Consider the following 25,163-nt stretch of genomic DNA (forward strand, 5'->3'; position numbering starts at 1 on the left):
AGGGGTGGGAAGGCCCGGGAGCGGGGACCGGGGGGGAGGGGTCAGAGCTGGACGTCGTGCCCGGACGCGGCGGGCCGCCAGCGCAAGAGCCGGCCCTCCAGCAGCGTGAGCAGGTACTCGGCCAGCAGGGCCAGCACGGTGATGATGATCATCCCGGCGTAGATCCCGGCGGCGTCGAAGGTGCCCTGGGCGTGGTTGATGAGCAGTCCGAGTCCCTTGTCGGCACCGGTGTACTCGCCGACGATCGCGCCGATGATGGCGAACCCGAACGCCGAGTGCAGCGAGGCGAGGATCCACGAGGTGGCGCTCGGCACCACGATCGTCCACAGCACCTGGGTCCGCCCGGCGCCGAGGATCCGCGCGTTGTTGACGAGGTTCCGGTCGACCTCGCGGGCGCCCTGGAAGGCGTTGAAGAAGACCGCGAAGAACACCAGCACGAACGCCGTCGCGATCTTGGACTGCATGCCGAGCCCGAACCAGATGATGAACAGCGAGGCCAGGATGATGCGCGGGATCGCGTTGACGGCCTTGATGAACGGCGCGCACACGTCCGACAGGAACCGGCTCCGGCCGAGCACGATGCCGAGCACGACGCCGCCCGCCGAGCCGAGCGCGAAGCCCGCGACCGCCTCCTGGAGCGTGACCGAGATCTGCTCCCAGATCGACCCCTGCGAGGTGCCCTCGGTGAACCAGTCGACGAGGCGCTCCCAGATCTTCGACGGCATCGAGTAATAGAACGGGTCGATCCAGTTCCGCGCGGCCAGCTCCCACGTCCCGAGCCAGACCGCCACGAGCGCGACCCGGACGGCGGTGATGCCGAGGGTGCGGCGCAGCCCGGCGGTGCGCATCCGCGCGATCGCGGCCCGGTCGCCCTGGTCGCCCTCGTCCGGCGCGGCGGCCTCCGGCGCCGTCGCGGGCCGGTCGGTGGTCTGCGGGGGCAGGCCGGCCTCCGCCTCGCGCGTCCTCGCCTCACGCCGCATGGCCGACCCCTCTCTCGCGGGTGATCTGGACTTCTTCGCGCAGCGAGTCCCACACCTCGCGGTAGATCTCGAGGAACCCGCCGGTGAGCCGGACCTCCTCGGCGTCGCGCGGCCGCTCCAGCGGCACCTCGAACACGCTCTTGATCGTCGCGGGCCCGGCGGTCATGACCACGACCCGGTCGGACAGCACGAGCGCCTCCTCCAGGTCGTGCGTGACGAACACGACGGCGGCGCCGGACCCCGACCACAGGCGCAGCAGCTCGTCCTGCATGAGGCCGCGGGTCTGCACGTCCAGGGCGGAGAAGGGCTCGTCCATGAGCAGCACGGAAGGCTCGTTGACGAGGGTCTGCGCGAGCGCGACGCGCTTGCGCATCCCGCCCGACAGCTGGTGGGGGTAGTAGCCCTCGAATCCGGCGAGGCCGACCCGCGCGACCCAGTCCCGGGCGCGGTCGCGGGCCTCGCGCTTGGCGGCGCCCCGGTAGCGGGGGCCCGCCGCGACGTTGTCCAGGACGGACCGCCAGGGCAGGACGGCGTCGTTCTGGAACATGTAGCCGACGCCGTCGGGGATCCCGTCCACGGGCCGGCCGTGGACCAGGACGCGGCCCGCGGACGCCGGCTCCAGTCCGGAGACGAGGGACAGGGTGGTCGACTTGCCGCAGCCGGTCGGGCCGACCACGGCGACGAACTCGCCGGGCCCCACGGCCATGTGCAGGTCCCTGACCGCCGTGTGGACGCCGCCCGCCGACCGGAAGCGCTTGGTGGCGCCGTCCAGTTCGATCACGGGCCCGGCGGGTCGCCCGGCGCTGTCTCGCTTGGGTGATGCTGATGTGGACACGGCGGCACCGTACGAATGTGGCACGCGTCACCGGAACCCTTGCCCGCGATGTGCTCGCAAGCCGCGAATTCCCACGTTAAGCGCGATACCCGAGGTTCTGCGCTTTCTGCTCACGCCGGGGTCTGGGCGGCCGGGCCGGCATGGTCTACGGTGCACGTCATGCCCGTCCGGCCCCGAATCTCCTTCGCCCGCCAGGTGCTGATCCTGCAGGTGGGCGTGGTGGTCGTGGTGGCGGTCCTCGGGTACGGGCTGGTCGCCTGGATGCTCGACGGCCGGCTCCGCGACCAGTACGGCCAGCGTGCCCTCACGGTGGCGCGCAGCGTCGCCGTCGACCCGCAGATCGCGGCGGCGGTCGCCGCCGGCGACCCCGGCGGGCTCGTGCAGGACCGCGCCGAACGGGTCCGGGTCCGGACCGGGGCGCTGTTCGTCGTGGTGACCGACAACCGCGGCCTGCGCCTGTCCCACCCGAACCCGCTGGAGCTCGGCCGGCACGTGAGCACCGACCCCTCCGACGCCCTGGCCGGGCGCGAGGTCGTCCGCGTCGAGCGCGGCACGCTCGGCCTGTCCGCGCGCGGCAAGGTGCCGCTGTACGGTCCGGACGGCCGGATCCTCGGCGAGGTCAGCGTCGGTTTCGACGCCCGCGCCATCGACCGGGAGCTCGGCCACGTGCTGCGCGAGATGTCGCTGTTCGTCGCCGGGGCCGTGCTGCTCGGCGTCGTCGCGTCCGCCGCGATCGGCCGCAGGCTGAAGCGGCAGACGCTCGGCCTCGAACCGTACGAGCTGGTGGAGCTCGTCCACGAGCGGGAGGCGGTGCTGCACGGCGTCGGCGAGGGCGTCGTGGCCGTGGACACCGCGGGCCGGATCGCGGTCTGCAACGACGAGGCGTCCCGGCTGCTCGGCGTCGCGCCGGAGCGCGGCGCCCCCGCCGGGGGCCTCGCCGCGGAGGGGGCGCTGCGCGACGTCCTCACGGGACGGCGCGACGCCGCCAACCTGTTCGTCACGGCGGGGGAGCGCGTCCTCGTCGTCAACCGGCGGGAGGTCCGCAGGCACCGCCGCGACCTCGGCGCCGTCATCACCCTGCGCGACCGCACCGACCTGGAGACCCTCGCCCGCGAGCTGGACTCGGTCAGCACCCTCTTCGACGCCCTCCGGGCGCAGCGCCACGAGTACGCCAACCGGCTGCACACCCTCTCGGGCCTGCTCCAGCTCGGCCACAGCGAGGAGGCCGCCGACTACATCGGCACGCTGATGGAGGACGCCGCGCGCCGCGCCCCGGCACCCGACAACCTGCCCGACCCCCTGTCGGACCCGTACCTGCGCGCGTTCCTGTCGGCCAAGTCCGCCGTCGCCGCCGAGAAGGGCGTCCGGCTCGACATCGGCGCCGGCAGCTACGTGCCGGGCCGTGTCGCCGACCCCCTGGACGTGACGACCGTCGTCGGCAACCTCGTCGACAACGCCGTCGAGGCCGCGCGGCTCGGGCGGCGGCGGCCCGCCCGCGTCGAGGTCGAACTCCTCGGCGACGGCCGCGACCTGCACGCCACCGTCGCCGACTCCGGCGACGGGCTGCCGGACGGCCTGCGCGACGCCGTGTTCGACGACGGCGTCTCCACCCGCGACACCGCGGCGGGCCGCTCGCGCGGAATCGGACTCGGCCTCGCGCGCCGCACCGCCCGCGCCCGGGGCGGCGACGTGACGTTCGTGGACGCGGGAACGGGCGGGCCCGACGGTTGCGGGGCCGTGGCGGTCGCCCGGCTTCCCGGGGTGCTCGGCGCGGAGGCGGTGCGATGATCGACGTGCTCGTGGTGGACGACGACTTCCGCGTGGCGCAGGTCCACGCCGGGTTCGTGGCGGCGCTGCGGGGGTTCGCGGTGGCCGGGCTCGCGCACTCCGCCGCCCAGGCCAGGTCCATGGCCGCCGAGCTGCGGCCCGCCCTCGTCCTGCTGGACGTCTACCTGCCGGACGCCTCGGGCCTCACCCTGCTGCCCGAGCTGGATGCCGACGTCATCATGGCGACGGCGGCCGCCGACCCCGGCGCCGTGCGCGAGGCGCTCCGGCACGGCGCCCTGCACTACCTGATCAAGCCGTTCACCGCCGCCGCGCTGAACGAGCGCCTCACCGCCTACGCCCGCTACCGGGAGGCGCTGTCCGGCGGGAGCGAGCTGTCCCAGGCGGCCCTGGACGGCGCGGTCCGCGCCCTGTACGCGCCGCTGCACGCCCGCACGCCCGCGCCCAAGGGCCAGTCGCCGGTGACGACGCGGCTGGTCGGCGACGCGCTGCGGCGGGCGGACGAGCCGCGGTCCGCGGCCGAGATCGCCGACCAGGTCGGCATCTCCCGCGCCACCGCCCAGCGCTACCTCGCTGCGCTCGCCGAGGCCGGGCGGGTCGTGGTGACGCTGCGCTACGGCGCCACGGGCCGGCCCGAGCACCAGTACGCGTGGTCGCCCCGGTAGAGGCCGGCGAGGACGTCCTCGATGCCCGCCTCCCGCAGCGAGATGTCGCGGATATCGTGGTCGCGCGCCAGCGCGGCGACGACGGCCGCCGCGTTCGCCGCGTTCGGCAGCCGGAGCCACTGCCTCGGCCCCTCCACCCGCTCGGTCTCGATCCCGTCCAGCATGATCGGCGGCGCCGGCCGCGCGAGCTCCACCACCAGCAGCCGGTCGGCGTCCACGGTGCGGCGCAGCTCCTGCAGCCCGCCGTCGTAGGCGAGCCGGCCGTGGTCGATGATCAGGACGCGGCGGCAGAGCCGCTCGATGTCGCCGAGGTCGTGCGTGGTCAGCAGGATCGTGGTGCCGCGCTCGGCGTTGACGCGTTCCAGGAAGTCGCGGACGGTCGCCTTGCTCACCACGTCCAGGCCGATCGTCGGCTCGTCCAGGACGAGCAGCTCCGGGTCGTGCAGCAGCGCCGCCGCGAGGTCGCCCCGCATCCGCTGGCCGAGGCTGAGCTGCCGGACCGGGGTGTCCAGGAACGGCTCCAGCTCCAGCAGCGCGGTCAGCTCCGCGAGCCGCGCCCGGTGCGCGGCCGCCTCGACCCGGTAGAGCCGCCGCACGAGCTCCAGGCTGGCGCGCAGCGGGAGGTCCCACCACAGCGTCGTCCGCTGCCCGAACACCACCCCGATGCGGCGTGCGAGCATCGTGCGGCGCCGCGACGGGTCCAGCCCGCACACCCGCAGGGTCCCGGACGACGCGGTGAGGATCCCGGTCAGCATCTTGATCGTCGTGGACTTCCCCGCCCCGTTCGGGCCGAGGTAGCCGACGAACTCGCCCCGCTCCACCGTGAACGACACCCCGTCCACCGCGTGCACCGGCCTGCGCGCCCGCCGCAGGACGCCCGAACGCGCCCGCACGGTGAAGGTCTTGGCCACGTCCTCGGCCTCGATCATCGGCACCGGCATCAGCTCCCTGTCGATCGGTAGTGCCGCAGGCCGGCCCGCCACGCGGTCGCCGCCGCCGCGCACAGCACCGCGGCGACCGCCGGGGAGGCGAACCGCGCGGCGCCCGGCAGCCCGAGCGGGTCCGGACGGTCCAGGACGTACAGCGCGGGCTGCCAGTTGACGAACGCCAGCGGCACGACGAACGTCACCCCGCGGACCAGGTCCCGGGAGAACACGGTCATCGGGTACTGGGTGAGGAACGCGCCGCCGTAGGTGACCGACTTGCTCGCCCCGTGGCTGTCGACGAGCACGAACTGCACCGCGGCCGTCAGCACCCACAGCCCTCCGAAGATCGCCGTTCCGGACAGCACCATGACCGGGAGCATCGCGAGCCGGCCCGGGGTCCAGTGGACGTCCAGCCGGCCGAGCGCGTACCCGAGCACCAGCACGGCCGGGACGAGCTTGCCGAGCCGGCGCGGGGTGAAGCCCTCCGTCGCGATCTGGACCAGCGGGCTCACCGGGCGCACCAGCATCGCGTCCAGCGTCCCCTCCCGCACGTGCGCCCCGAGCCGCTCGGTCGATCCGAGGACGATGTCGGAGAGCGCGAAGGACAGGGCCGACGTGCCGTACAGGAACAGGACCTCGGACACGCCGAACCCGGCGATGCGCGGCGCCCGCGAGAACAGCACCATGATCGCGGCCGCGTCCAGGACGGAGACGACCGCCGTGGCCAGGCCGAGCAGCACCATCGACACCGGGTACTGCGCCGCCGCCCGGACCCACGTCCAGGCGAGCACCCCGTACAGGCGCAGCGCGCCGGGCGCCGCGGGCTCAGCCACCGTGGACCACCAGCCTCCGCCGGGCCGCCCGCGTGACCAGGGCGCCCGCCCCGAGCAGGACGGCCGCCCACCCCGCCTGGAACGCCAGCGCGCCGGCCAGGCCGGCGCCGTCGTACCGGCCGAGGAACACGTCCGCCGGCACCTGGATCTGCGCCGCCCACGGCAGGAGTTCGGCGATCCGGCCGAGCCTGCCGGGGAACACGACGAGCGGCAGGATCATCCCGGAGAAGAACAGCGACATCACGAGCGTGACGGCGCTCAGGCCGCGGTCGTCGTGCAGCCAGAACATCCCCATCGCCACCAGGTAGCGCAGCCCGAAGCTCACCACCGTCGCGAGGACCACCGCCACCGCGAACGCGGCCAGGTGCGCCGGAGCCGGCCACCGGAAGGGGAACACCAGTGCGCCGGCCAGCAGCGGCGGTCCCGCGCGCAGCACCAGCGAACTCGCCGCGCGGCCGAGGTCGTGGGCCAGCCACCAGCCCTGCAGCCCGGCGGGCCGGTGCAGGTCGATCGCGACGTCCCCGCTGCGGATGCGCTCGGTCAGCTCCATCCCGCCGAAGATCTGCACCGGCCCGATCAGCGCCTGGGTGACGAAGCAGAAGGTCACGGCGTCGGCGGCCGCGTACCCGCCGAGCGACGGCCGGACGTCCCACAGCGCCAGCAGAACGTAGGCGCGCAGGAAGCCGAACATCGTGTTGGTGAGCGACTCGGTCAGGGATCCGAACGGATAGGCGGTGTGGCGGCGGAACCCGTACCACCACACCCACGGAAGAACGCCCACTTGCCGGGAGCCTAGACCGGCGGCCCGCCTCCGACCACGTACTTTCGCACAGAACCGGGCCCCCGGCGGGTCGCGCCGGGGGCCCGGTCCACGGGCGGGACGAGCTCAGTCCTGCGGGATGTCGGGCTTGACGGGGGAGTAGAGCCAGTCCTTGAAGAACCCGCTCAGGTCCTGCCCGGCGACCCGCTGGGCCAGCGCCGTGAACTGCTCGGTCCTGGCGTTGCCGTACTTGTGCTGCGCGTACCAGGTCCGGAGCAGGGTGAAGAACCTGTCGTCACCGATCTTCTCCCGGAGGAACTGCAGCATCATGCCGCCGCCGCTGTAGACGCGGTCGTTGAACATGGTGTCGCGCTGCGGGTCGGCGGTGAGCACCGACCAGTACGGGCGGCCCTCACGGTCGGGGAACGGCCGGGCGGCGTAGGTGGCGCGGGCCGCGTCGTGCACGGTCTGGCGGCCGTGGACCTCGTTGTAGTACCAGGCGGCCCAGGTGGCGAAGCTCTCGTTCAGCCACACGTCCTTCCACCGCGCGGGCGAGACCGCGTCCCCGTACCACTGGTGCGCCAGCTCGTGCGCGATCGTGCCGGTGCTGCGCACGGCCGAGTACACGGGCTTGCTCTGCGTCTCCAGGGAGAAGCCGAGCGGCTGGCCGTTGAAGCGGGCGTCGTCGGCGATCGCGCCGGTGCTGCCGAACGCGTACTCCCCGAACGTCTTGGACCAGAGGTCGGTGACCTCGCTGGTGGTGTCGTAGAAGAAGCTCACCGCGTCCGGCTGGGCGGCGAGCAGCTCGGGGTCGACGGCCGTGTAGTTGGGGACGCCCCGGGGCGTGCGGCCCTGCCGCACGTCCCACCTGCCGATGTCGATCGTGGTGAGGTAGCTCGCCATCGGGCTGTCCTCGCGCCACTTGAAGACCTCGGCGCGGGTCTTGGACGCGCGGCGGCTGAAGCCGGCGACGGCGGTGCGGTGCCCCGCCGGGCGGCCGTTGGCGACGGCGGTCAGGCCCTTCGGCACCGTGATCGTGTAGTCGTAGGTGGCCTTGTCGCTCGGGTGGTCGTTGACGGGGAACCAGGTGCTGGCGCCGTTCGGCTCGCCTCCGACGAACGCGCCGTCGGGGGTGTGCAGGAAGCCGTAGGGGGAGCCGAAGACGATCGGCGAGCCCACGATGGTCTGCGGCACGCCGCCGTACCTGATGACGGCGGTGAAGGTCCGCCCCTTGCGCAACCCCTGCCGCGGCGTGATGACCAGCTCCTGGCCGCGCCGCTGGTAGCGGGCCTGGTGCCGGTCGACCCAGACCTTGTCGACGTCCATCCCGGACAGGTCGAGGTCGAACCGCGACAGGTCCTGGGTGGCGCGCGCGGTGACGGTCACGGTGCCGTCGAGCTGGTCGTAGTCGGGGTCGTAGCTCAGGGCCAGCGAGTAGTGCCGGACGTCGTAGCCGCCGTTGCCCTCCAGCGGGAAGTAGGAGTCGCCGACACCGGGGGCGCCGGGGGTGAAGCGCCCGTGGTGGCCCTGCCCGTCCGCGGAGGCGGCGGGCGCGAGCGCGACGACGCTCACCGCGGCGACGGCGAGCGGCAGCATCCGGCCGGGGATCGCCCGGGACCGGATGAACCGGGGGTGACGCGCCATCAGGGGTCCTCTCTCAAAAGAGATCAACTAGCGGGGCTCACGATGCGCCCCTGTGGCGGCGTTTGTCGAGATCCATTACCGAATGTGGCCGGAACGTGAGGGACGGGCGAGGGGGGTGGGAGGGGCCGCGGGTTGCGCCGGGACGCCGGAAGGCCCCCGCGGGTGTAGGAACGCGGGGGCCTTCGGGGTCCTTGGGGATCAGGCCGGAGAGCAGGGCCGGCGGGTCCGGCCGGCGCGGGTCAGTGGAACTGGCCCTCTTCCGTCGAGCCCTTCAGGGCGGTGGTGGAGGAGTCGGGGTTGATCGCGGTGCTGACCAGGTCGAAGTAGCCGGTGCCGGCCTCGCGCTGGTGCTTGACCGCGGTGAAGCCCTTCTCGGCCGCCGCGAACTCGCGCTCCTGCAGGTCGACGTAGGCCGTCATGCCCTCGCGGGCGTAGCCGTGCGCCAGGTCGAACATGCCGTAGTTGAGCGCGTGGAACCCGGCCAGGGTGATGAACTGGAACTTGAAGCCCATGTGGCCGAGCTCGCGCTGGAACTTGGCGATGGTCGCGTCGTCCAGGTGCGCCTTCCAGTTGAAGGACGGCGAGCAGTTGTAGGCGAGCATCTGGTCCGGGTACTCGGCCTTCACGGCCTCGGCGAACCTGCGCGCCTGCTCCAGGTCCGGGGTGCCGGTCTCCATCCAGATGAGGTCGGAGTGCGGCGCGTAGGCCTTGGCGCGGGCGATGCAGGGCTCGATGCCGTTGCGGACGCGGTAGAAGCCCTCGGCGGTGCGCTCGCCGGTGGTGAACTCGCGGTCGCGCTCGTCCACGTCCGTCGTGATCAGGGTCGCGGCCTCGGCGTCGGTCCGCGCGATGATCAGAGACGGCACGCCCGAGATGTCCGCGGCGAGGCGAGCGGTGTTGAGGGTCTTGATGTGCTGCGAGGTCGGGATGAGGACCTTGCCGCCGAGGTGGCCGCACTTCTTCTCGGAGGCCAGCTGGTCCTCCCAGTGCACGCCCGCGGCGCCTGCGGCGATCATGCCCTTCATCAGCTCGAAGGCGTTCAGCACGCCGCCGAAGCCGGCCTCGGCGTCGGCCACGATCGGGGCGAGGAAGTGCGTGTCGCCCTCACCCTCGGCCCACTGCACCTGGTCGGCGCGCAGCAGCGCGTTGTTGATCCGGCGCACGACGGACGGAACCGAGTTCGCCGGGTAGATGCTCTGGTCCGGGTAGGTCTGGCCTGCCAGGTTCGCGTCCGCCGCGACCTGCCAGCCGGACAGGTAGATGGCCTTCAGGCCCGCCTTGACCTGCTGGACGGCCTGCAGACCGGTCAGCGCGCCGAGGGAGTGGACGTAGTCCTCCTCGTGCAGGAGGGTCCACAGCCGCTCCGCGCCGAGACGCGCGAGGGTGTGCTCCTCCTGGACCGATCCGCGGATCCGGACGACGTCCTCGGCCGTGTAGGTCCGCTCGATGCCCTGCCAGCGAGGGTCGGTCTCCCACTGTCGCTGCAGCTCCTCGGCTGCGCCCTTGAGGCGACTATCGCTCATGATCTTGCCCTTCCGTGTCGTCCCCTGGGTGCTTGCTCACGACTATGCCCCCGGCGCGAACCGGTTATGAACTGGCGAGTAACAGAAGAAGTGCGAAATTTCCGCTACGATGAAGCGGTGACGACCTTGCGGACAGAAGAACCCCTCAACTTGACGAGTGGCGTGGATCTCGTCACGTTCGGGCAGCGGCTCCGCCATCTGCGGCGCGCCCGCGGCCTGACGCTGTCGGAGCTCGGCGAGCGCGTGGGCCGCGCCCCGTCCCAGCTCTCCCTGCTGGAGAACGGGCGGCGCGAGCCCAAGCTGTCCCTGCTGCAGTCCCTCGCCGCCGCGCTGGAATGCCCGGTGGAGGAACTGCTGCGCCGCCAGCCACCCAGCCGGCGCGCCCAGCTGGAGATCCAGCTGGAGGAGGCGCAGCGCGACCCGCTGTACCGGACCCTCGGCCTGTCGCACCTCAAGGTCGGCAAGCGGATGCCGAACGAGGTCATCGAGCACATCCTCGCGCTGTACGGGGAGCTCAGGCGCAGCCGCACCAAGCCCACCGCGAGCCCCGAGGAGGCGCGCAAGGCCAACGCCGAGCTGCGCCGCCAGATGCACGAGCGCGGCAACCACTTCGCCGACATCGAGCGCGTCGCGTCCCAGACCCTCGACTCGGTCGGGTACCGGCGCGGCGCGGTCTCGCAGGGGCTGCTGATGACGCTGGTCGGGCACTTCGGCTTCAGCCTCCAGTACGTCCAGGACCTGCCGCGCTCGGTCCGGTCGATCACCGACCTGCGCAACCGGCGGATCTACCTGGAGCGCGAGCAGCTCGGCATGCACACGCCGCGCACGATCCTGCTGCAGACCCTCGGGCACATCGCCCTCGACCACGACCAGCCGCGCGACTTCGCCGACTTCCTGCGCCAGCGCGTCGAGGCCAACTACTTCGGCGCCGCGATCCTGATGCCCGAGCGCAGCGTCGTCCCGTTCCTCCAGGAGGCCAAGGCCGCGCGGGAGCTGTCGGTGGAGGATCTGGCTGACGTCTTCTCCGTCTCCTACGAGATGGCCGCGCACCGCTTCACCAACGTCGCGACCCACCACCTCGACCTGCAGCTGCACTTCACCAAGAACGACGAGAACGGCACGATCTACAAGGCTTACGCCAACGACGGCCTGGCCTTCCCGCAGGACGAGGACGGCGCGATCGAGGGCCAGCGGATGTGCCGGGAGTGGGCCGGGAGGCACGTGTTCGGCGCCGCGGACCGCTTCTCCGTCTACTACCAGTACACCGACACCCCGAACGGGACGTACTGGTGCCTGTCGCACATCGACCCCAGCCACGAGCGCGACTTCGCGATCACGCTGGGCGTCCGCTTCGAGGACTCCCGCTGGTTCCGTGGCCGGGAGACGACCCGACGGGTCAGGTCGGCCTGCCCGGACGGCGACTGCTGCCAGCGGCCCCCGAAGTCACTGTCGGACCGGTGGGAGGGGATGGCGTGGCCGTCGGCGCGCGCGCACTCGCACGTCCTGTCGGTCCTGCCGCCCGGAGCGTTCCCCGGCGTCGACGAGGCCGACGTCTACGAATTCCTGGACCGGCACGCCGCCGAATGACGGACGTGTTGTGGCCGCGTTAAACCTTCGGGTCGGTTCGCCGTGCGAGGCGCGAACGGTGACTGATCTGGCCGGATCCGGCGTTTCCTAGTACGTGAGGAGGGCGTCCGGTCCAGGTCGCCCCGCACAGAAGGGAGAGCGCGTGCTGCCCGAGGTCGCGTCGTGGTTGGCCCACCGTACGAGTGCGGCGGAGGACTGGCCGCCGCGTCTCCTGCTCGCGGCCAAGGGCGCGACCAGGATCAGCATCGTGCTGCCCGCGCGCGACGAGGAGGCGACGGTCGGCGCGATCGTCGCGGCTCTGCGCACCGACCTGGTCGAGCGGATCCCGCTGGTGGACGAGATCGTCGTGGTCGACTCCCGCTCCGGCGACCGGACCGCCGCCGTGGCCGCCGCGGCCGGTGCGCAGGTGGTGGCGCAGGACGCCGTCCTGCCGGAGCAGGGCCGCATGTCCGGCAAGGGCGAGGCCCTGTGGAAGTCCCTCGCCGCGACCTCCGGCGACCTGATCGTGTTCGTGGACGCCGACCTGCGCGAGTTCACCTCCTCCTATGTCACCGGGCTGCTCGGGCCGCTGCTGACCGACCCCTCCGTCGGCTACGTCAAGGGCTGCTACGACCGGCCGCTGGTCGAGGGGGAGCGTCGCGTCGAGGGCGGCGGCGGCCGGGTGACCGAACTGGTCGCACGTCCCCTGATCAACCTGCACTGGCCGCTGCTGGCCGGGGTCATGCAGCCGCTCGGCGGCGAGTACGCGGGGCGCCGCGCGCTGCTGGAGCGGCTGCCGTTCGTGACCGGCTACGGGGTGGAGCTCGGCCTGCTGCTGGACGTCTACCAGGACTCCGGGCTCGACGCGATCGCGCAGGTCGACCTCGGCCGCCGGATCCACGCCCACCAGTCCACCGAGGCGCTCGGGGCGATGTCGGGCCAGATCATGCTGACCGCCTGGTCGCGGCTGGAGCGGCACGGCCGGATGATCCCCCTCGCGGCCCCCTCCACCGCGCTCACCCGGTTCCGGCGCGGCGCGGACGGGCACGACGCCCGCACGGCCGACGTGGCCGTGGGGGAGCGCCCGCCGATGATCGAGGTCCCCGCCTACGCAGCCGTCCGCTCCTTCTCTCCCCGCCGCTGACCGCTCCGCGCACCCCGCCCACGTGTTACCCGCGGTAACTTCGAAGGTGCTACCGTTGGTAACACGCAATATTGGAGAGAGGGTCAATTAATCATGACGAGCGCGGAGCAGACGCCGTTCTCGCTGGAGCCCAGCGAGGACGTTCGCGAGGTCAGGGACTGGGTGCACGAGTTCGCCAAGGACGTCATCCGCCCCGCCGCGGAGGAGTGGGACGAGCGCGAGGAGACCCCCTGGCCGCTGATCCAGGAGGCGTCCAAGGTCGGCATCTACTCCCTCGACTTCTTCGCCACCCAGTGGCTGGAGCCGACCGGCCTCGGCATCCCGGTGGCGTTCGAGGAGCTGTTCTGGGGCGACGCGGGCATCGCCCTGTCGATCGTGGGGACCGGCCTCGCCGCCGCGTCCGTCGCCGCCGTGGGCACGCCGGACCAGGTCAGCGAGTGGGTGCCGCAGATGTTCGGCACCGCCGACGACATCAAGCTCGGCGCGTTCTGCGCCTCCGAGCCCGACGCCGGCAGCGACGTCGGCTCCATTCGCACCCGCGCCGTGTTCGACGAGGCCAAGGACGAGTGGGTGCTGAACGGCACCAAGACCTGGGCGACCAACGGCGGCATCGCCGACGTCCACGTGATCGTCGCCTCGGTGCACCCCGACCTCGGCAGCCGCGGCCAGGCCAGCTTCATCGTCCCGCCGAACACTCCGGGCCTGAGGCAGGGCCAGAAGTTCAAGAAGCACGGCATCCGCGCCTCCCACACCGCCGAGGTGATCCTGGACGACGTCCGGATCCCGTCCCACCTGATCGTCGGCGGCAAGGCCAGGTTCGACGAGCGCATCGCGCGCAGCCGCGAGGGCAAGAGCTCCAAGGGCCAGGCCGCGATGAAGACGTTCGAGACGACCCGCCCGTCCGTCGGCGCGATGGCCCTCGGCGTCGGCCGCGCCGCCTACGACTACGCCCTCCAGTACGCGCAGGACCGCGAGCAGTTCGGCAAGAAGATCGGCGACTTCCAGGCGATCGCCTTCAAGCTGGCCGACATGAAGTGCCGCCTGGACGCCGCCCGCCTCATGGTGTGGCGGGCGGCCTGGATGGCGCGCACCGGCAAGGACTTCCAGAGCGCCGAGGGCTCGATGGCCAAGCTGATGGCCAGTGAGATGTCGGTCCACGTCACCGAGGAGGCCATCCAGATCCTCGGCGGCAACGGCTACACCCGCGAGTACCCCGTCGAGCGCATGCACCGCGACTCCAAGATCTTCACCATCTTCGAGGGCACCTCGGAGATCCAGCGCCTGGTGATCGGCCGCACCATCACGGGCCTGCCCGTCAGATAGAAGCTGAGCTGCACGGACAGCGGGGGCGACCTCTGGCAAGACGATCTGCCGCCCCCGCTGTCTTCCCGGCCTCGCGCATGCCGCAGCCGAGATTGGGAGCCGATCGGGAGCCGATCATCGCGGGATGGCGGCCCCGGCCGCCAGGAACTCGTCCAGCACCCGGACAGGCGAGCGCGCCGCCCGCCCGACGCCGACGCCGGCGTCCAGCAGCTCGCCGAGGCGATCCAGGCGCAGCTGCCCGACATCGCCCCGGACCTCATCGGCCGCGTCATGCTAACCGCCTTCGGCGCCATCGCTGCTATCGCTCACGAAGCGGGAGAGTTCCCCGGGCCCACGCCCGCGACGACGGCCCCGCAGACCACCGACCCGCCTCCGGAGACGCCGGGGCCCACCCCATGGAGGAGCCGGAGCGTCCCGCGACGGGAATCCACGAGGCGCTGCTACGGCTGCGGAGCGCCGTGTACGAGGGGGTCGCCGCCGGCGACGTCCGCGACGGACGTCGGCCTCGACCTCGGCAACGTGATCGGGCGGAGGCTCGACGAGAGCCGGCGGCCCCGCGAGCGCCGCCGGGAGGACGTCGCCTACCCGCAGAACAAGATCGCCACCCGCACCCGGGAGGGCGGCAGCTCGGGCGGGGGCGCCGAGGAGTTGCACCTGATCCTCGACCAAATGTCCCTTTAGACGCACCCCTCGAACTGTGGCACCTCGATGATCGACAGGTCCAGCCCGGTGCCGCCGAACCACCGGTGCATCAACCTCGCCGCCGTCCCGTCCTGGTACATGCGGGTGATCGCCCGGTTCAGCGCCTCGCAGCCCTCGACGTCGCCGCGGCGGAGCCCGATGCCGGTGTTCTGCTCGCTGATCCGCGCGTTGACAAGCCGATACCCGCGGCCCTCCCGCCGGACGAGGCCGGCCAGGATGACGTCGTTCGTCGTGATCGCGTCCACCGTCCGACCCTTGATCATGCCCATGCACTGGTCATAGCTCTTGGCGGGGACGGTCCTGGCGGTCATCCCGTGCACCGCCAGCAGCCGCTGGATGGGGTCGGCCCCCTCGACGGCGCAGAACCGGCGCCCCGTCAGGTCCCGGACGCCCTTGACGCCGCGCTCGTCCGCCCGGACCAGCACGTCCTGGTAGGACATGTAGTACGGCCCGGCGAACGCGATCTGCGTCTTGCGTTCGGGCGTGACCGACAGGGTCGCGAGGACCAGGTCGGCGCGCCCCGACGTCAGCGCCGTGATCCGCTCGGACGCCAGCACCTGGACGAACCGCGCCTTCTTCCCGAGCCGGTTCGCCACGTACCGCGCGACATCGATGTCGAACCCCTCGAACCGGCCGTCCGGTCGCCGCAGCCCCAGCCCCGGCAGGTCCGGCCGCACCCCCACCACCAGGGTCGGCTCGTCCAGCAACGACTCGGCGCCGCCCTGCCCGCACGCTGTCAGCATCCCACCCGCCAGCACGACCGCCGCCAGAACCCGCCCTACCGCCACCCGGACCTCCCGCACATTTCCGACGGAATGACCATAGACCGGCTGAAGACGCTGGAGGCGGACGCCGCGCAGCGGCGCGCCGCGTCCGTGCCGCTCTCCCCAGCGGCCTGCCCGCGGACCGCGTCCATCAGGATGCTCACCCGCACGTCGATTAGTGACCATCGCCGCCGTCCAGAGCTGACTACACGGGGGCCGCTCGGCCCGACCGCGCCCCAGGGACGGGTTCCGGGTCACCGCGGGAAGACCTCGCGTTCGGCGGGGCCGTCGCCGCCGCCATCGCCGCGCCGGACCGTGGCGCATGAACCCGACCGTCTCCCGGGAAGACTTGGGCGAGCTGCGGGCGGGCCTTGCTCGCCACACCACCGAACTACGTGGGCCTGGAGGCCGAGGCCGACATGGTTCGCAACTACGAACCGGGCGTGGTCCCGGGCCTCCTGCAGACCCCGGCTACGCTCGTGCGCTCATCGCCAAACGCGCGCCAGACTGACCGCCGACCAGGGCGACGATCTGGCCGACCTCCGCGTCGAGCGGCAGGAGCGACTCCTGTCGGTCCCCGACCCGATCCACCTCTCGGCGGTCCTGGCCGAGGAGACGCTGCGCCGAGCAGTCGGCGGCACCGAGGTCATGGTCGAGCAGCTCGACCACCTGCACAAGGTCGCGCAACTCCGGCATGTGCGGTTGCAGATCCTGCCCTTCGCCGCAGGCGCCGCCCCCCGCGGTTGGCCCTTTCTCGATTCTGTCGTTCGTTGAGCCCAGCGACCCTGAAGCGGTGTATCTCGAGACACCGCGGGGACCTGTGGCAGGAGGACGTGCCGCGGGTCACCGAGTTCCTCCGCTCATGGGAGAGGCTGATCGCTGCGGCTTGCTCGACGGCGGACACCCTCACCCTGATCGGAGCGCGGGTGAACTACCTCCGGGCGAAGGTGGAACATGACCAACTCCAGGGTCTGGCGGAAGGCCGGCGGCAGCGACGCCCACGGCCAATGCGTCGAAGTCCGCCCGTCCACCGTCGGCGTCGCGATCCGCGACTCCAAGGACCCTGGGTCGCAGCTGGGCATGTCGGCCGGCACGTGGGCGGGGCTGGTGCAGGCCGTGCGCGCCGGCCGCCACGACCTACGGCACCCGGGCCATGCCGGCGAACACGCGTAGCTCGCCGACGGGCGGGTCGCCGTCCTCGGGACGCCACGCCGCAACGTCGACCAGGCCTGGCTCCAGCAGCGGCAGCTCGCCGAACATCCCGTGAATCTCCTCGCGCGTGCGGAGCCGCGCGTCGGCCGAGGTCCCGGCGAATACCCTGCCGATGCGCTCCCGGAGCTCCGAGCCGGCGCCGTCGCTGGACACGTGCGTGATCACCACGTGTGAGCCGGGTGCCAGCGCGCGGGTGTATGCGGCCACGAGCCCGGCCGGGTCGTCCTGGTCGCCGACCAGGTGCAGCACGTTGACGAAGAACAATCCGACGGGCTCTGACAGGTTCAGCTGCTCACCGGCGCCCTTCACTACCGCCGAGGTGTCGCGGATGTCGGCTGGCAGGAACGAGGTCTGCGCGTCCAAGTCCAGGAACGCTCGACCGTGCGCGAGGACGATCGGGTCGTTGTCGACGTACACGGTCCTGGTGTCATCGGCCGCGGCCTGGGCGACCTCGTGGGTGTTCTCGACCGTCGGAAGGCCGGCGCCGAGGTCGAGGAACTGGCGGATGCCCTGCCCGGCGAGATGGCGGACCGCGCGTTGCAGGAAGGCGCGGTTGGCCCGCGCGGTGTCGCGGATCTCCGGCGCGATCTCAAAGAGCTGCTCGGCGGCTTGACGGTCGACTGCGTAGTTGTCCCTGCCGCCGAGCACGTAGTCGTAGACGCGGGCGGCTGAGGGGCGGTCGACATCGATGTCGGGGGGAGGCATGCGCACGATGCTGCCACGGGCCTTACCGACAGACACATTGCTGTGATGCGGCGAGGCCGCGCGCGCGGCCGAAATCTGGCCCGTCTTGCCGATCCTCTGTCATACCTCCCGGCGCGGCACCCGCTCGTAGCGCGCGGAGCTGGGTGACGGCTGGGGGTCGCGCGGGAGTGGATCAAGCGGGATAGGACGTATCGGGGACGGGATTAAGCGTGCCTGGAGCGGGGCCAGATTGGGAGTGAGCAGGGAACGCAGGTCACGGGTTCGCCATCGAAGGTCTTCACCATCTCCCAGGGCACCTCGGAGGTCCAGCGCCTGGTGGTCGGCCGCACCATCACGGGCCTGCCGGTGCGCTAGGCGTCCCCGTGGGCCGGCGGGGTCCGGCTCGGCATCGGTGATCATCCGACTACCTGATCGCCGATGCCGAGTGCCCGTCACCGCCCGTTCGAACCCATCGCGTACGGGGGGTTGACGGGTGAAATGTTTGCGCTCACAATCGGCCCTACGCATCACTGCCGGGCTCCCGGCGCGACCGCGGAGGAGGGGACGAGTGGCGGAACACGGCTCGTCGAATCCGCCGATCATGGCCGACGTCGCCCAGTTGGCGGGGGTGTCGCACCAGACGGTGTCGCGGGTGGTCAACGACCATCCGAACGTCTCGGCGCGGACCCGCGCCCGTGTGCAGGCGGCGATCGCCGAGCTCGGCTACCGGCCGAACTCGGCGGCCCGGACCCTGGTGACCCGGCGCTCCAGGACGCTCGGTGTGGTCAGCTTCGAATCCACGCTCTACGGTCCGGCGTCGATGCTGCACGGCATCGAGCAGGCCGCCCGGAACGCCGACTTCTTCGTCAGCATCGTCAGCCTGCGCGCGATCACGCGGCGCGCCCTGCTGGACGCGGTCGAGCGGTTGGCGGTGCAGGCCGTCGAAGGCGTCGTGGTGATCGCCCCGCACATCTCGACGAACGACGTGCTGGCGCAGGCCGGCCGGCTCGTGCCGCTGGTGGGGGCCGGGTGCGGGCTGACCGCGGGGGTTCCGATGGTGGCGATCGACCAGCGGGCCGGCGCGGTGGCGGCCACCCGCCACCTGCTCGACCTCGGGCACCGCACGGTCCACCACGTCGCGGGCCCCGCGACCTGGCTCGACGCGGTCGGCCGGGCCGACGGCTGGCGCGCGACCCTGACCGGGGCCGGAGCCGCGGTGCCGGAGATGCTGACCGGTGACTGGAGCGCCAGGTCGGGCTACGAGGCCGGCCGGCGGCTCGCGGAGGACCCCGCGGTCACGGCGGTGTTCTGCGCCAACGACCACATGGCCCTGGGCGTGCTCCGCGCGCTGCACGAGGCCGGCCGCCGGGTCCCCGAGGACGTCAGCCTGGTCGGCTTCGACGACATCCCGGAGGCCGCCTACTTCATCCCGCCGCTGTCCACGGTGCGCCAGGACTTCGGCGAGCTCGGCCGCCGTTCGCTGGAGCTGCTGGTGCAGCGCCTGGGCGAACCCTCGGGGCCGCCGGGGAATGTGCTGATCCCGCCGGAGCTGGTGGTCAGGTCCAGCGCCCGGCCGGCCCCGCGCACCTGACCGACCGATGTCCGCGTACTCCAGCGATGAGGGAATTGTGAGCGCTAACATCAGCCAGGCCGCCTGCGTCGTCGGTGTCGACTTCGGCACGCTGTCCGGCCGGGCGGTCGTCGTCCGGGTCGCCGACGGCGCCGAGCTGGGCGGCGCCGTCCACGACTACGCCGACGCGGTGATCGAGCGGGCGCTGCCCGTCACGGGGGAGACGCTCCCGCCCGACTGGGCACTGCAGAATCCCGCGGACTGGCGGGCCGTGCTGAGCACCGCCGTCCCCGCGGCCGTCGCGGAGGCCGGGGTGGATCCGGCCCAGATCGTCGGGATCGGCACCGACTTCACGTCCTGCACGGTGCTGCCCGTCCTGTCGGACGGCACCCCGCTGTGCGAGCTCCCGGAGTCGGCCGGCCGGCCGCACGCCTGGCCGAAGCTGTGGAAGCACCACGCGGCCCAGCCGCAGGCCGACCGCATCACCGCACTGGCGCACGAGCGCGCGGAGAAGTGGATCAAGCGGTACGGCGGACGGATCTCCTCGGAGTGGCAGTTCGCCAAGGCGCTGCAGGTCCTGGAGGAGGATCCGGACACCTACCGGCGTACGGAACGCTGGATCGAGGCGGCGGACTGGATCGTCTGGCAGCTGACGGGCCGCGAGACGCGCAACGCCTGCACCGCCGGCTACAAGGGCATCCACCAGGACGGCGGCTACCCCTCCGCCGACTACCTGGCCGCGCTGCATCCCGGCTTCGCCGACTTCGCGGCCACGCGGCTGGCCCATCCGCTCTCCCCGCTGGGGTCGCGGGTGGGGACGCTGACCGCGGAGGCGGCCCGCCGGACCGGTCTGCCGGAGGGCATCGCGGTGGCCGCCGGCAACATCGACGCCCACGTCACCGCGCCGGCCGCCCGCGCGGTCGAGAACGGCCGGCTGCTGGCGATCATGGGGACGTCGACCTGCCACGTGGTCAGCAGCGCGGTCCTCGCCGAGGTCCCGGGGATCTGCGGCGTCGTGGACGGCGGCATCACCGCCGGAGCCTACGGCTACGAGGCCGGGCAGAGCGCGGTCGGCGACATCTTCGCCTGGTGGACCCGCATGACCGGACGGGACCACGACGAACTGGCGGCCGGATCCGCGGCGCCCGTCGGCTCGCACGGACTGGTGGCGCTGGACTGGACGGGCGGCAACCGCTCGGTCCTGGTCGACCACCACCTGTCGGGCGTGATCGCGGGAATGACCCTGGCCACGCGGCCGGAGGAGGTCTACCGCGCGCTCATGGAGGCGACGGCCTACGGGACCCGCGTCATCGTCGAGGCCTTCGAGGCGGCCGGGGTCCCGGTCGAGGAGTTCGTCGTCGCCGGCGGGCTGAAACGCAACGCGGCGCTGATGCAGATCTACGCCGACGTCCTGCGCCGGCCGGTCTCCATCGCCGCCTCCGACCAGGCGCCGGCGCTCGGCGCCGCCATCCACGCCGCGGTCGCGGCGGGCGCCTACCGGGACGTGCCGGAGGCCGCGGCGGTGATGGGCCGGGTGGTCACCGCGGCCTACGCGCCGGACCCCGCCCGGGCCCGGGTCTATGACCTCCTCTACGCGGAGTACCGCGAACTGCACGACCACTTCGCGGCCCGGGGCGGTGCGAGCAGCGCGGTCCTGCACCGGCTGCGGCGGCTGCGCAACGACGCGCTCGGCTCGGAAGGGGGCCTGTGATGCCCGGCACGCCCGACGAGCGGGTCCGCGCGCTGCGGCGGACCGTCAACGACCTGCACGGCGAGCTCGTCAGGTACGGACTGGTGGTGTGGACGGCCGGCAACGTCTCCGCGCGGGTGCCCGGCCGCGACCTGATGGTCATCAAACCCAGCGGCGTCTCCTACGACGACCTGTCCCCGGAGGCGATGGTGGTCTGCGACCTCGAAGGGACGGTCGTCGAGGGCGACCTCCGGCCTTCGAGCGACACCGCCGCGCACGCCTACGTCTACCGGCACATGCCCGACGTCGGCGGGGTGGTGCACACGCACTCCGCGTACGCCTGCGCCTGGGCCGCCCGCGGGGAACCGGTGCCCTGCGTCCTGACGGCCATGGCCGACGAGTTCGGCGCGGAGATCCCCCTCGGCCCGTTCGCGCCCATCGGCGACGACTCGATCGGGCGCGGGATCGTCGGCACGCTGCGCGGCCACCGCTCCCCAGCGGTGATCATGCGCAACCACGGCGTCTTCACCATCGGCGCGGACGCGCGGGCCGCGGTCAAGGCCGCGGTGATGTGCGAGGACGCGGCGCGGGCGGTGCACCTCGCCCGCCAGCTCGGCGACCCCGTCCCGCTGCGGCCCGAGGACATCGACCGCCTGTACCAGCGCTACCAGAACGCCTACGGACAGCGTCCGTGACCCGCGAAGGGAGCAGCCCCGCGATGGCACCGACCGTCTGGTTCCTCACCGGAAGCCAGTCCTTGTACGGCGAGGACACGCTCCACCAGGTCGCCGCGCAGTCACGGCGGATCGCCCAGGCCCTGGACGAGGATCCGGACATCCCGGCGGCGGTGCGGTGGCGCCCGGTGCTCACCGACGCGGAGGCCATCCGGCGGACGATGCTCCAGGCGGGCGCGGACGACGACTGCATCGGGGTCATCACCTGGATGCACACGTTCTCGCCCGCCAAGATGTGGATCGCCGGGCTGAACGCGCTGCTCCGGCCGCTGCTGCACCTGCACACCCAGGCGAACGTGGCGCTGCCGTGGTCGAGCATCGACATGGACTTCATGAACCTCAACCAGGCCGCGCACGGGGACCGCGAACACGCCCACATCCAGACCCGGCTCGGCATGTCGCGCACCACGGTGGCCGGGCACACCAGCGATCCCGCGGTGCGCACGCGGATCGCCTCCTGGGTCAGGGCCGCCCGTGGCCACGCCGATCTGCGGACACTGCGGCTCGCCCGCTTCGGCGACAACATGCGGGACGTCGCCGTCACCGAGGGCGACAAGGTCGAGGCGCAGATCCGGTTCGGCGCCTCGGTCAACGCCTTCGGCGTGAACGACCTCGTCACGGCCGTCGACGCGGTGCCGGACCACCGGGTCGGCGAGCTCGCCGAGGAGTACGAGCAGACGTACGCCGTCGCGCCGGAGCTGCGGTCCGGCGGCGAACGCCACCCGGCGCTACGCGACGCCGCGCGGATCGAGCTCGGGCTGCGCGACTTCCTCGCCGCCGGGTCCTACCAGGCGTTCACCACCAACTTCGAGGATCTCGGCGGGCTCACCCAGCTGCCGGGCGTCGCCGTGCAGCGCCTGATGGCCGACGGCCACGGCTTCGGCGCGGAGGGGGACTGGAAGACGGCCCTGCTGCTGCGGGCCCTCAAGAGCGCCGCCGCGGGACTGCCGGGCGGCACCTCCTTCATGGAGGACTACACCTACCACCTCGTCCCGGGCCGGGAACTCATCCTGGGCGCCCACATGCTGGAGGTCTGCCCCTCCATCGCCGCCGGCGTGCCGAGCTGCGAGGTGCATCCGCTGTCCATCGGGGGACGGCAGGACCCGGTCCGGCTGGTGTTCGACGCGGCGCCGGGACCGGGTCTGGTCGTCGGGCTGGCGGATCTCGGCGACCGGTTCCGGCTGGTCGCCAACGAGATCGACCTGGTGGGGCCCCCGGAACCGCTGCCCCGGCTGCCGGTGGCCCGGGCCGTGTGGGCGCCCCGCCCGAACTTCCGTACCTCCACCGAGGCCTGGCTGTCGGCCGGGGGACCGCACCACACGGTGCTGTCCCAAGCGATCACCACCGAGATCCTGGCCGACCTCGCCGAGATGACGGGCGTGGAACTGCTCGTCATCGACAGCGAGACCGAGGTCGCCCGGTTCCGCCGCGAGATGCGCTGGAACCAGGCGTACCACCGCCTGGCGCAAGGCTTCTAGCCGCCAGGACACCCCACCCCCCCGAGATCTGTGAGGAACCCGTCCCATGACCAGATCACGCTTCGCAGTAAGGCTGGTCGCGCTGGCCGCGCTCGCCGGCACCGCGATCGGCGGATTCGCCCCCTCCTCCACGGCGTCCGGCCGCCAACTGAAGTCCGGGATCGGCAAGGACCTGTTCGGGACGATGCCCGACGGCACCAAGGTCTGGCGCTACACCCTGACCAACGGCTCGATGCGCATCCGGGTGATCACCTACGGCGGCATCGTCCAGACCATCGAGACGCCCGACCGGCACGGCAGGCTCGCCAACGTCACGCTGGGCTTCCCGACCCTCTCCGACTACCTCACCAAGAACAGCACGTACTTCGGAGCGCTCATCGGCCGGTACGGCAACCGCATCGCCAAGGGCCGGTTCACGCTCGACGGGCACGCGTACCAGCTGACCACCAACAACAACGGGAACACGCTGCACGGCGGCACGACCGGCTTCGACCAGCACGTCTGGTCCGCGGCCCCGATCACGACCGGCGGCGGCGTCGCGCTCCGGCTGTCCCACACCAGCCCGGACGGCGACCAGGGTTTCCCCGGCACCCTCAAGACCGACGTGACCATCTCCGTCACGCGGCACAACGCCATCCGGTTCGACTACCACGCCACCACCGACAAGCCGACCGTCGTCAACCTCACCAACCACTCCTACTTCAACCTCGCGGGCGAGGGCGGCGGCACGGTCTACGACCACCGGCTCCAGATCAACGGCTCCCGGTACACCCCCGTCAGCTCGTCAGAGCTGATTCCGACCGGCCGGATCGCCTCGGTGCGCGGCACCCCGCTGGACTTCACCCGGCCCACCGCGATCGGCGCCCGCATCCGCACCGGCTTCGACCAGCTCCTCTACGGCCAGGGCTACGACCACAACTTCGTCCTGGACGGTTCCGGCTGGAAGGTCGCCGCGCGCGTGCAGGATCCCGGCAGCGGCCGGACGCTGGCCATCTCCACCGACCAGCCCGGGCTCCAGTTCTACTCGGGCAACTTCCTCGACGGCACGCTGGTCGGCACCGGCGGCCGCGTCTACCGGCAGGGCGACGGGTTCGCCCTGGAGACCCAGCACTTCCCCGACTCGCCCAACCAGGCGAACTTCCCCTCGACGGAGCTGGACCCCGGCCAAGCCCTCCACTCCACGACCGTCTACCAGTTCGGAGCCTGACATGGAGCGCATCGATCCGGCGGTCGAAGAGGCCGTCGACACCCTCGGCCTGAGCGAGCCCACCCGGCGCCGGCTGCTCAGCGGCGCCGGCCTGGTCAGCGCGACGGCGGCCGCGTCGGCGCTGCTGGCCGCCTGCTCCTCGGACAACAAGAGCCCGTCCTCGCCCACGGGCGGGCCCGGGCACTTCCCGAAGACGCCGAACTGGAAGTTCGTGTTCGTCAACCATGTCACCACGAACCCCTTCTTCACGCCGACGCAGTACGGCGCGCAGGACGCCTGCGCCCTGCTGGGCTGCTCGTTCCAGTGGACGGGTTCGCAGAACTCGGCGGTGCCCGAGATGGTCAGCGCCACCAACGCGGCCATCTCCGGCAAGGCCGACGGGCTCGCGGTCGCCGTGGTGGACAAGGCCGCCTTCCGGCAGCCGGTGGACAAGGCGCTGGACGCCGGGATCCCGGTGGTCTCCTACAACGCCGACGGCGCCAAGGACGACCCCGGCACCAACCGGCTCGCCTACATCGGCCAGGACCTCTACACCTCCGGCTACCAGCTCGGCACCAAGATCGCGGCGCTGATGACCGGGGGGGACGCGGTCGGCTTCATCGCCACCCCCGGCTCCCTGAACATCCAGCCGCGCATCGACGGCGCGCAGGACGCCATCAAGGCCTCCGGCAAGCCGATCAAGTTCACCTCGGTGGCCAGCGGCGCCGAGCTGCCCAAGGAACTGTCGACCATCGACGCCTACGCCCAGGGCCACCAGAACATCAAGGGCATGTTCGCGGTGGACGCCGGCTCGACCGAGAGCATCGGCAAGGTCATGCAGAAATACCGCCTCAAGGGCAAGGGCGTGGCCGCGGGCGGGTTCGACCTCACCCCGGGCACGCTGAGCTCCGTCAAGTCCGGCGACCTGGACTTCACCATCGACCAGCAGCCCTACCTGCAGGGATTCCTGCCCGTGCTGGCCCTGTGGTTCTACAGGCTGTCCGGCGGCCTGGTCTTCCCCCCGGTGACCAACACCGGCCTGACCTTCGTCAGCAAGCAGACCGTCGGCCCGTACCTCACCACCAAGACCCGGTACGAGGGCTCCAGCCCGGCCCAGCAGCTGGTGCCGCGGTCCGGCGCCATCGCTCACGTCTGACAG

Annotated in this window: 23 protein-coding genes; 14 read left to right on the forward strand and 9 right to left on the reverse strand. The window is 72.2% G+C overall.

Going from position 1 to position 25,163, the window contains the following annotated elements; translation table 11 throughout:
• Nucleotides 1-41 precede the first annotated feature (41 nt).
• Complete coding sequence (locus BJ999_RS19645; protein ID WP_218935138.1) at nt 42-980, reverse strand: ABC transporter permease; 939 nt, start codon at nt 978-980, stop codon at nt 42-44.
• Complete coding sequence (locus BJ999_RS19650; protein ID WP_218935139.1) at nt 970-1,761, reverse strand: ABC transporter ATP-binding protein; 792 nt, start codon at nt 1,759-1,761, stop codon at nt 970-972. The genes BJ999_RS19645 and BJ999_RS19650 overlap by 11 nt, the downstream gene beginning before the upstream one ends.
• Nucleotides 1,762-1,974: 213 nt before the next feature.
• On the opposite strand from BJ999_RS19650, the gene BJ999_RS19655 reads away from it, so the two are divergent.
• Together BJ999_RS19655 and BJ999_RS19660 are read left to right on the forward strand one after the other, a co-directional pair.
• Nucleotides 1,975-3,603, forward strand: a complete 1,629-nt coding sequence (locus tag BJ999_RS19655) for a sensor histidine kinase (protein WP_179834638.1) — start codon at nt 1,975-1,977, stop codon at nt 3,601-3,603.
• The gene (locus BJ999_RS19660) at nt 3,600-4,265 is read left to right on the forward strand and encodes a response regulator (protein WP_179834639.1); all 666 of its coding nucleotides are present in this window, start codon (nt 3,600-3,602) and stop codon (nt 4,263-4,265) included. Before BJ999_RS19655 ends, BJ999_RS19660 begins: the two co-directional genes overlap by 4 nt.
• Here the strand turns inward: BJ999_RS19660 and BJ999_RS19665 are convergent.
• The 5 genes from BJ999_RS19665 to aceA all read right to left on the reverse strand — a co-directional run bounded on the left by BJ999_RS19665 (nt 4,214) and on the right by aceA (nt 9,951).
• On the reverse strand, nt 4,214-5,206 hold the full coding sequence (locus tag BJ999_RS19665; RefSeq protein WP_229810557.1) for an ABC transporter ATP-binding protein: 993 nt from the start codon (nt 5,204-5,206) through the stop codon (nt 4,214-4,216). The two genes, BJ999_RS19660 and BJ999_RS19665, sit on opposite strands and share 52 nt — an antisense overlap.
• Nucleotides 5,206-6,024 carry an ABC transporter permease gene (locus tag BJ999_RS19670; protein WP_229810558.1) on the reverse strand — a complete coding sequence of 273 codons (819 nt, stop codon included), beginning with the start codon at nt 6,022-6,024 and terminating at the stop codon, nt 5,206-5,208. Before BJ999_RS19670 ends, BJ999_RS19665 begins: the two co-directional genes overlap by 1 nt.
• Nucleotides 6,017-6,805, reverse strand: a complete 789-nt coding sequence (locus tag BJ999_RS19675; RefSeq protein ID WP_179834640.1) for an ABC transporter permease — start codon at nt 6,803-6,805, stop codon at nt 6,017-6,019. Before BJ999_RS19675 ends, BJ999_RS19670 begins: the two co-directional genes overlap by 8 nt.
• 105 nt (nt 6,806-6,910) lie before the next feature.
• Nucleotides 6,911-8,428, reverse strand: coding sequence for a M1 family metallopeptidase (locus tag BJ999_RS19680; protein ID WP_179834641.1), 1,518 nt, complete (start codon nt 8,426-8,428; stop codon nt 6,911-6,913).
• Nucleotides 8,429-8,667: 239 nt separating this feature from the next.
• Nucleotides 8,668-9,951: an isocitrate lyase gene (aceA, locus tag BJ999_RS19685; RefSeq protein ID WP_179834642.1), complete on the reverse strand. Its 1,284-nt coding sequence runs from the start codon at nt 9,949-9,951 to the stop codon at nt 8,668-8,670.
• A 150-nt stretch (nt 9,952-10,101) separates the two neighbouring features.
• Between aceA and BJ999_RS19690 the strand changes: the two genes are divergently transcribed.
• The 4 genes from BJ999_RS19690 to BJ999_RS19705 all read left to right on the forward strand — a co-directional run bounded on the left by BJ999_RS19690 (nt 10,102) and on the right by BJ999_RS19705 (nt 14,665).
• A complete protein-coding gene (locus tag BJ999_RS19690; RefSeq protein WP_179834643.1) occupies nt 10,102-11,538 on the forward strand; it encodes a helix-turn-helix domain-containing protein in 1,437 nt (478 codons plus the stop codon).
• A 142-nt stretch (nt 11,539-11,680) separates the two neighbouring features.
• Nucleotides 11,681-12,661: a glucosyl-3-phosphoglycerate synthase gene (locus BJ999_RS19695; RefSeq protein ID WP_179834644.1), complete on the forward strand. Its 981-nt coding sequence runs from the start codon at nt 11,681-11,683 to the stop codon at nt 12,659-12,661.
• A 93-nt stretch (nt 12,662-12,754) separates the two neighbouring features.
• The gene (locus tag BJ999_RS19700; protein WP_179834645.1) at nt 12,755-13,984 is read left to right on the forward strand and encodes an acyl-CoA dehydrogenase family protein; all 1,230 of its coding nucleotides are present in this window, start codon (nt 12,755-12,757) and stop codon (nt 13,982-13,984) included.
• A 519-nt stretch (nt 13,985-14,503) separates the two neighbouring features.
• The gene (locus BJ999_RS19705; protein WP_179834646.1) at nt 14,504-14,665 is read left to right on the forward strand and encodes a hypothetical protein; all 162 of its coding nucleotides are present in this window, start codon (nt 14,504-14,506) and stop codon (nt 14,663-14,665) included.
• Here BJ999_RS19705 and BJ999_RS19710 read toward each other — a convergent pair.
• The gene (locus BJ999_RS19710; RefSeq protein ID WP_229810559.1) at nt 14,662-15,474 is read right to left on the reverse strand and encodes a transporter substrate-binding domain-containing protein; all 813 of its coding nucleotides are present in this window, start codon (nt 15,472-15,474) and stop codon (nt 14,662-14,664) included. The two genes, BJ999_RS19705 and BJ999_RS19710, sit on opposite strands and share 4 nt — an antisense overlap.
• A 507-nt stretch (nt 15,475-15,981) precedes the next feature.
• On the opposite strand from BJ999_RS19710, the gene BJ999_RS44020 reads away from it, so the two are divergent.
• Together BJ999_RS44020 and BJ999_RS19720 are read left to right on the forward strand one after the other, a co-directional pair.
• Complete coding sequence (locus tag BJ999_RS44020) at nt 15,982-16,224, forward strand: Scr1 family TA system antitoxin-like transcriptional regulator (RefSeq protein ID WP_373292834.1); 243 nt, start codon at nt 15,982-15,984, stop codon at nt 16,222-16,224.
• A 180-nt stretch (nt 16,225-16,404) separates the two neighbouring features.
• Entirely contained in the window at nt 16,405-16,623 is a 219-nt protein-coding gene (locus BJ999_RS19720) for a DUF397 domain-containing protein (RefSeq protein ID WP_179834649.1), read from the forward strand.
• On the opposite strand, the gene BJ999_RS19725 is transcribed toward BJ999_RS19720, so the two are convergent.
• Nucleotides 16,588-17,367, reverse strand: a complete 780-nt coding sequence (locus BJ999_RS19725; RefSeq protein WP_179834650.1) for an SAM-dependent methyltransferase — start codon at nt 17,365-17,367, stop codon at nt 16,588-16,590. The two genes, BJ999_RS19720 and BJ999_RS19725, sit on opposite strands and share 36 nt — an antisense overlap.
• Nucleotides 17,368-17,914: 547 nt before the next feature.
• Here BJ999_RS19725 and BJ999_RS19730 point away from each other — a divergent pair.
• From BJ999_RS19730 to BJ999_RS19755, 6 genes are read left to right on the forward strand one after another with little or no spacing between them, the layout of a single operon-like run.
• A complete protein-coding gene (locus tag BJ999_RS19730) occupies nt 17,915-18,937 on the forward strand; it encodes a LacI family DNA-binding transcriptional regulator (RefSeq protein WP_308427279.1) in 1,023 nt (340 codons plus the stop codon).
• 37 nt (nt 18,938-18,974) lie between these two features.
• The gene (gene araB / locus BJ999_RS19735; RefSeq protein WP_229810560.1) at nt 18,975-20,627 is read left to right on the forward strand and encodes a ribulokinase; all 1,653 of its coding nucleotides are present in this window, start codon (nt 18,975-18,977) and stop codon (nt 20,625-20,627) included.
• A complete protein-coding gene (locus tag BJ999_RS19740; protein ID WP_179834652.1) occupies nt 20,627-21,301 on the forward strand; it encodes an L-ribulose-5-phosphate 4-epimerase in 675 nt (224 codons plus the stop codon). Before araB ends, BJ999_RS19740 begins: the two co-directional genes overlap by 1 nt.
• 23 nt (nt 21,302-21,324) lie before the next feature.
• Nucleotides 21,325-22,818: an L-arabinose isomerase gene (gene araA / locus BJ999_RS19745; RefSeq protein WP_179834653.1), complete on the forward strand. Its 1,494-nt coding sequence runs from the start codon at nt 21,325-21,327 to the stop codon at nt 22,816-22,818.
• Between the two features lie 46 nt (nt 22,819-22,864).
• Nucleotides 22,865-24,025 carry an aldose epimerase family protein gene (locus BJ999_RS19750; protein ID WP_179834654.1) on the forward strand — a complete coding sequence of 387 codons (1,161 nt, stop codon included), beginning with the start codon at nt 22,865-22,867 and terminating at the stop codon, nt 24,023-24,025.
• A gap of 1 nt (nt 24,026) precedes the next feature.
• Nucleotides 24,027-25,160 carry a sugar ABC transporter substrate-binding protein gene (locus tag BJ999_RS19755; protein ID WP_179834655.1) on the forward strand — a complete coding sequence of 378 codons (1,134 nt, stop codon included), beginning with the start codon at nt 24,027-24,029 and terminating at the stop codon, nt 25,158-25,160.
• The last annotated feature ends 3 nt before the right edge of the window (nt 25,161-25,163 follow it).

The sequence above is a fragment of the Actinomadura citrea genome (assembly GCF_013409045.1).
GTDB classification, from domain to species: domain Bacteria; phylum Actinomycetota; class Actinomycetes; order Streptosporangiales; family Streptosporangiaceae; genus Spirillospora; species Spirillospora citrea.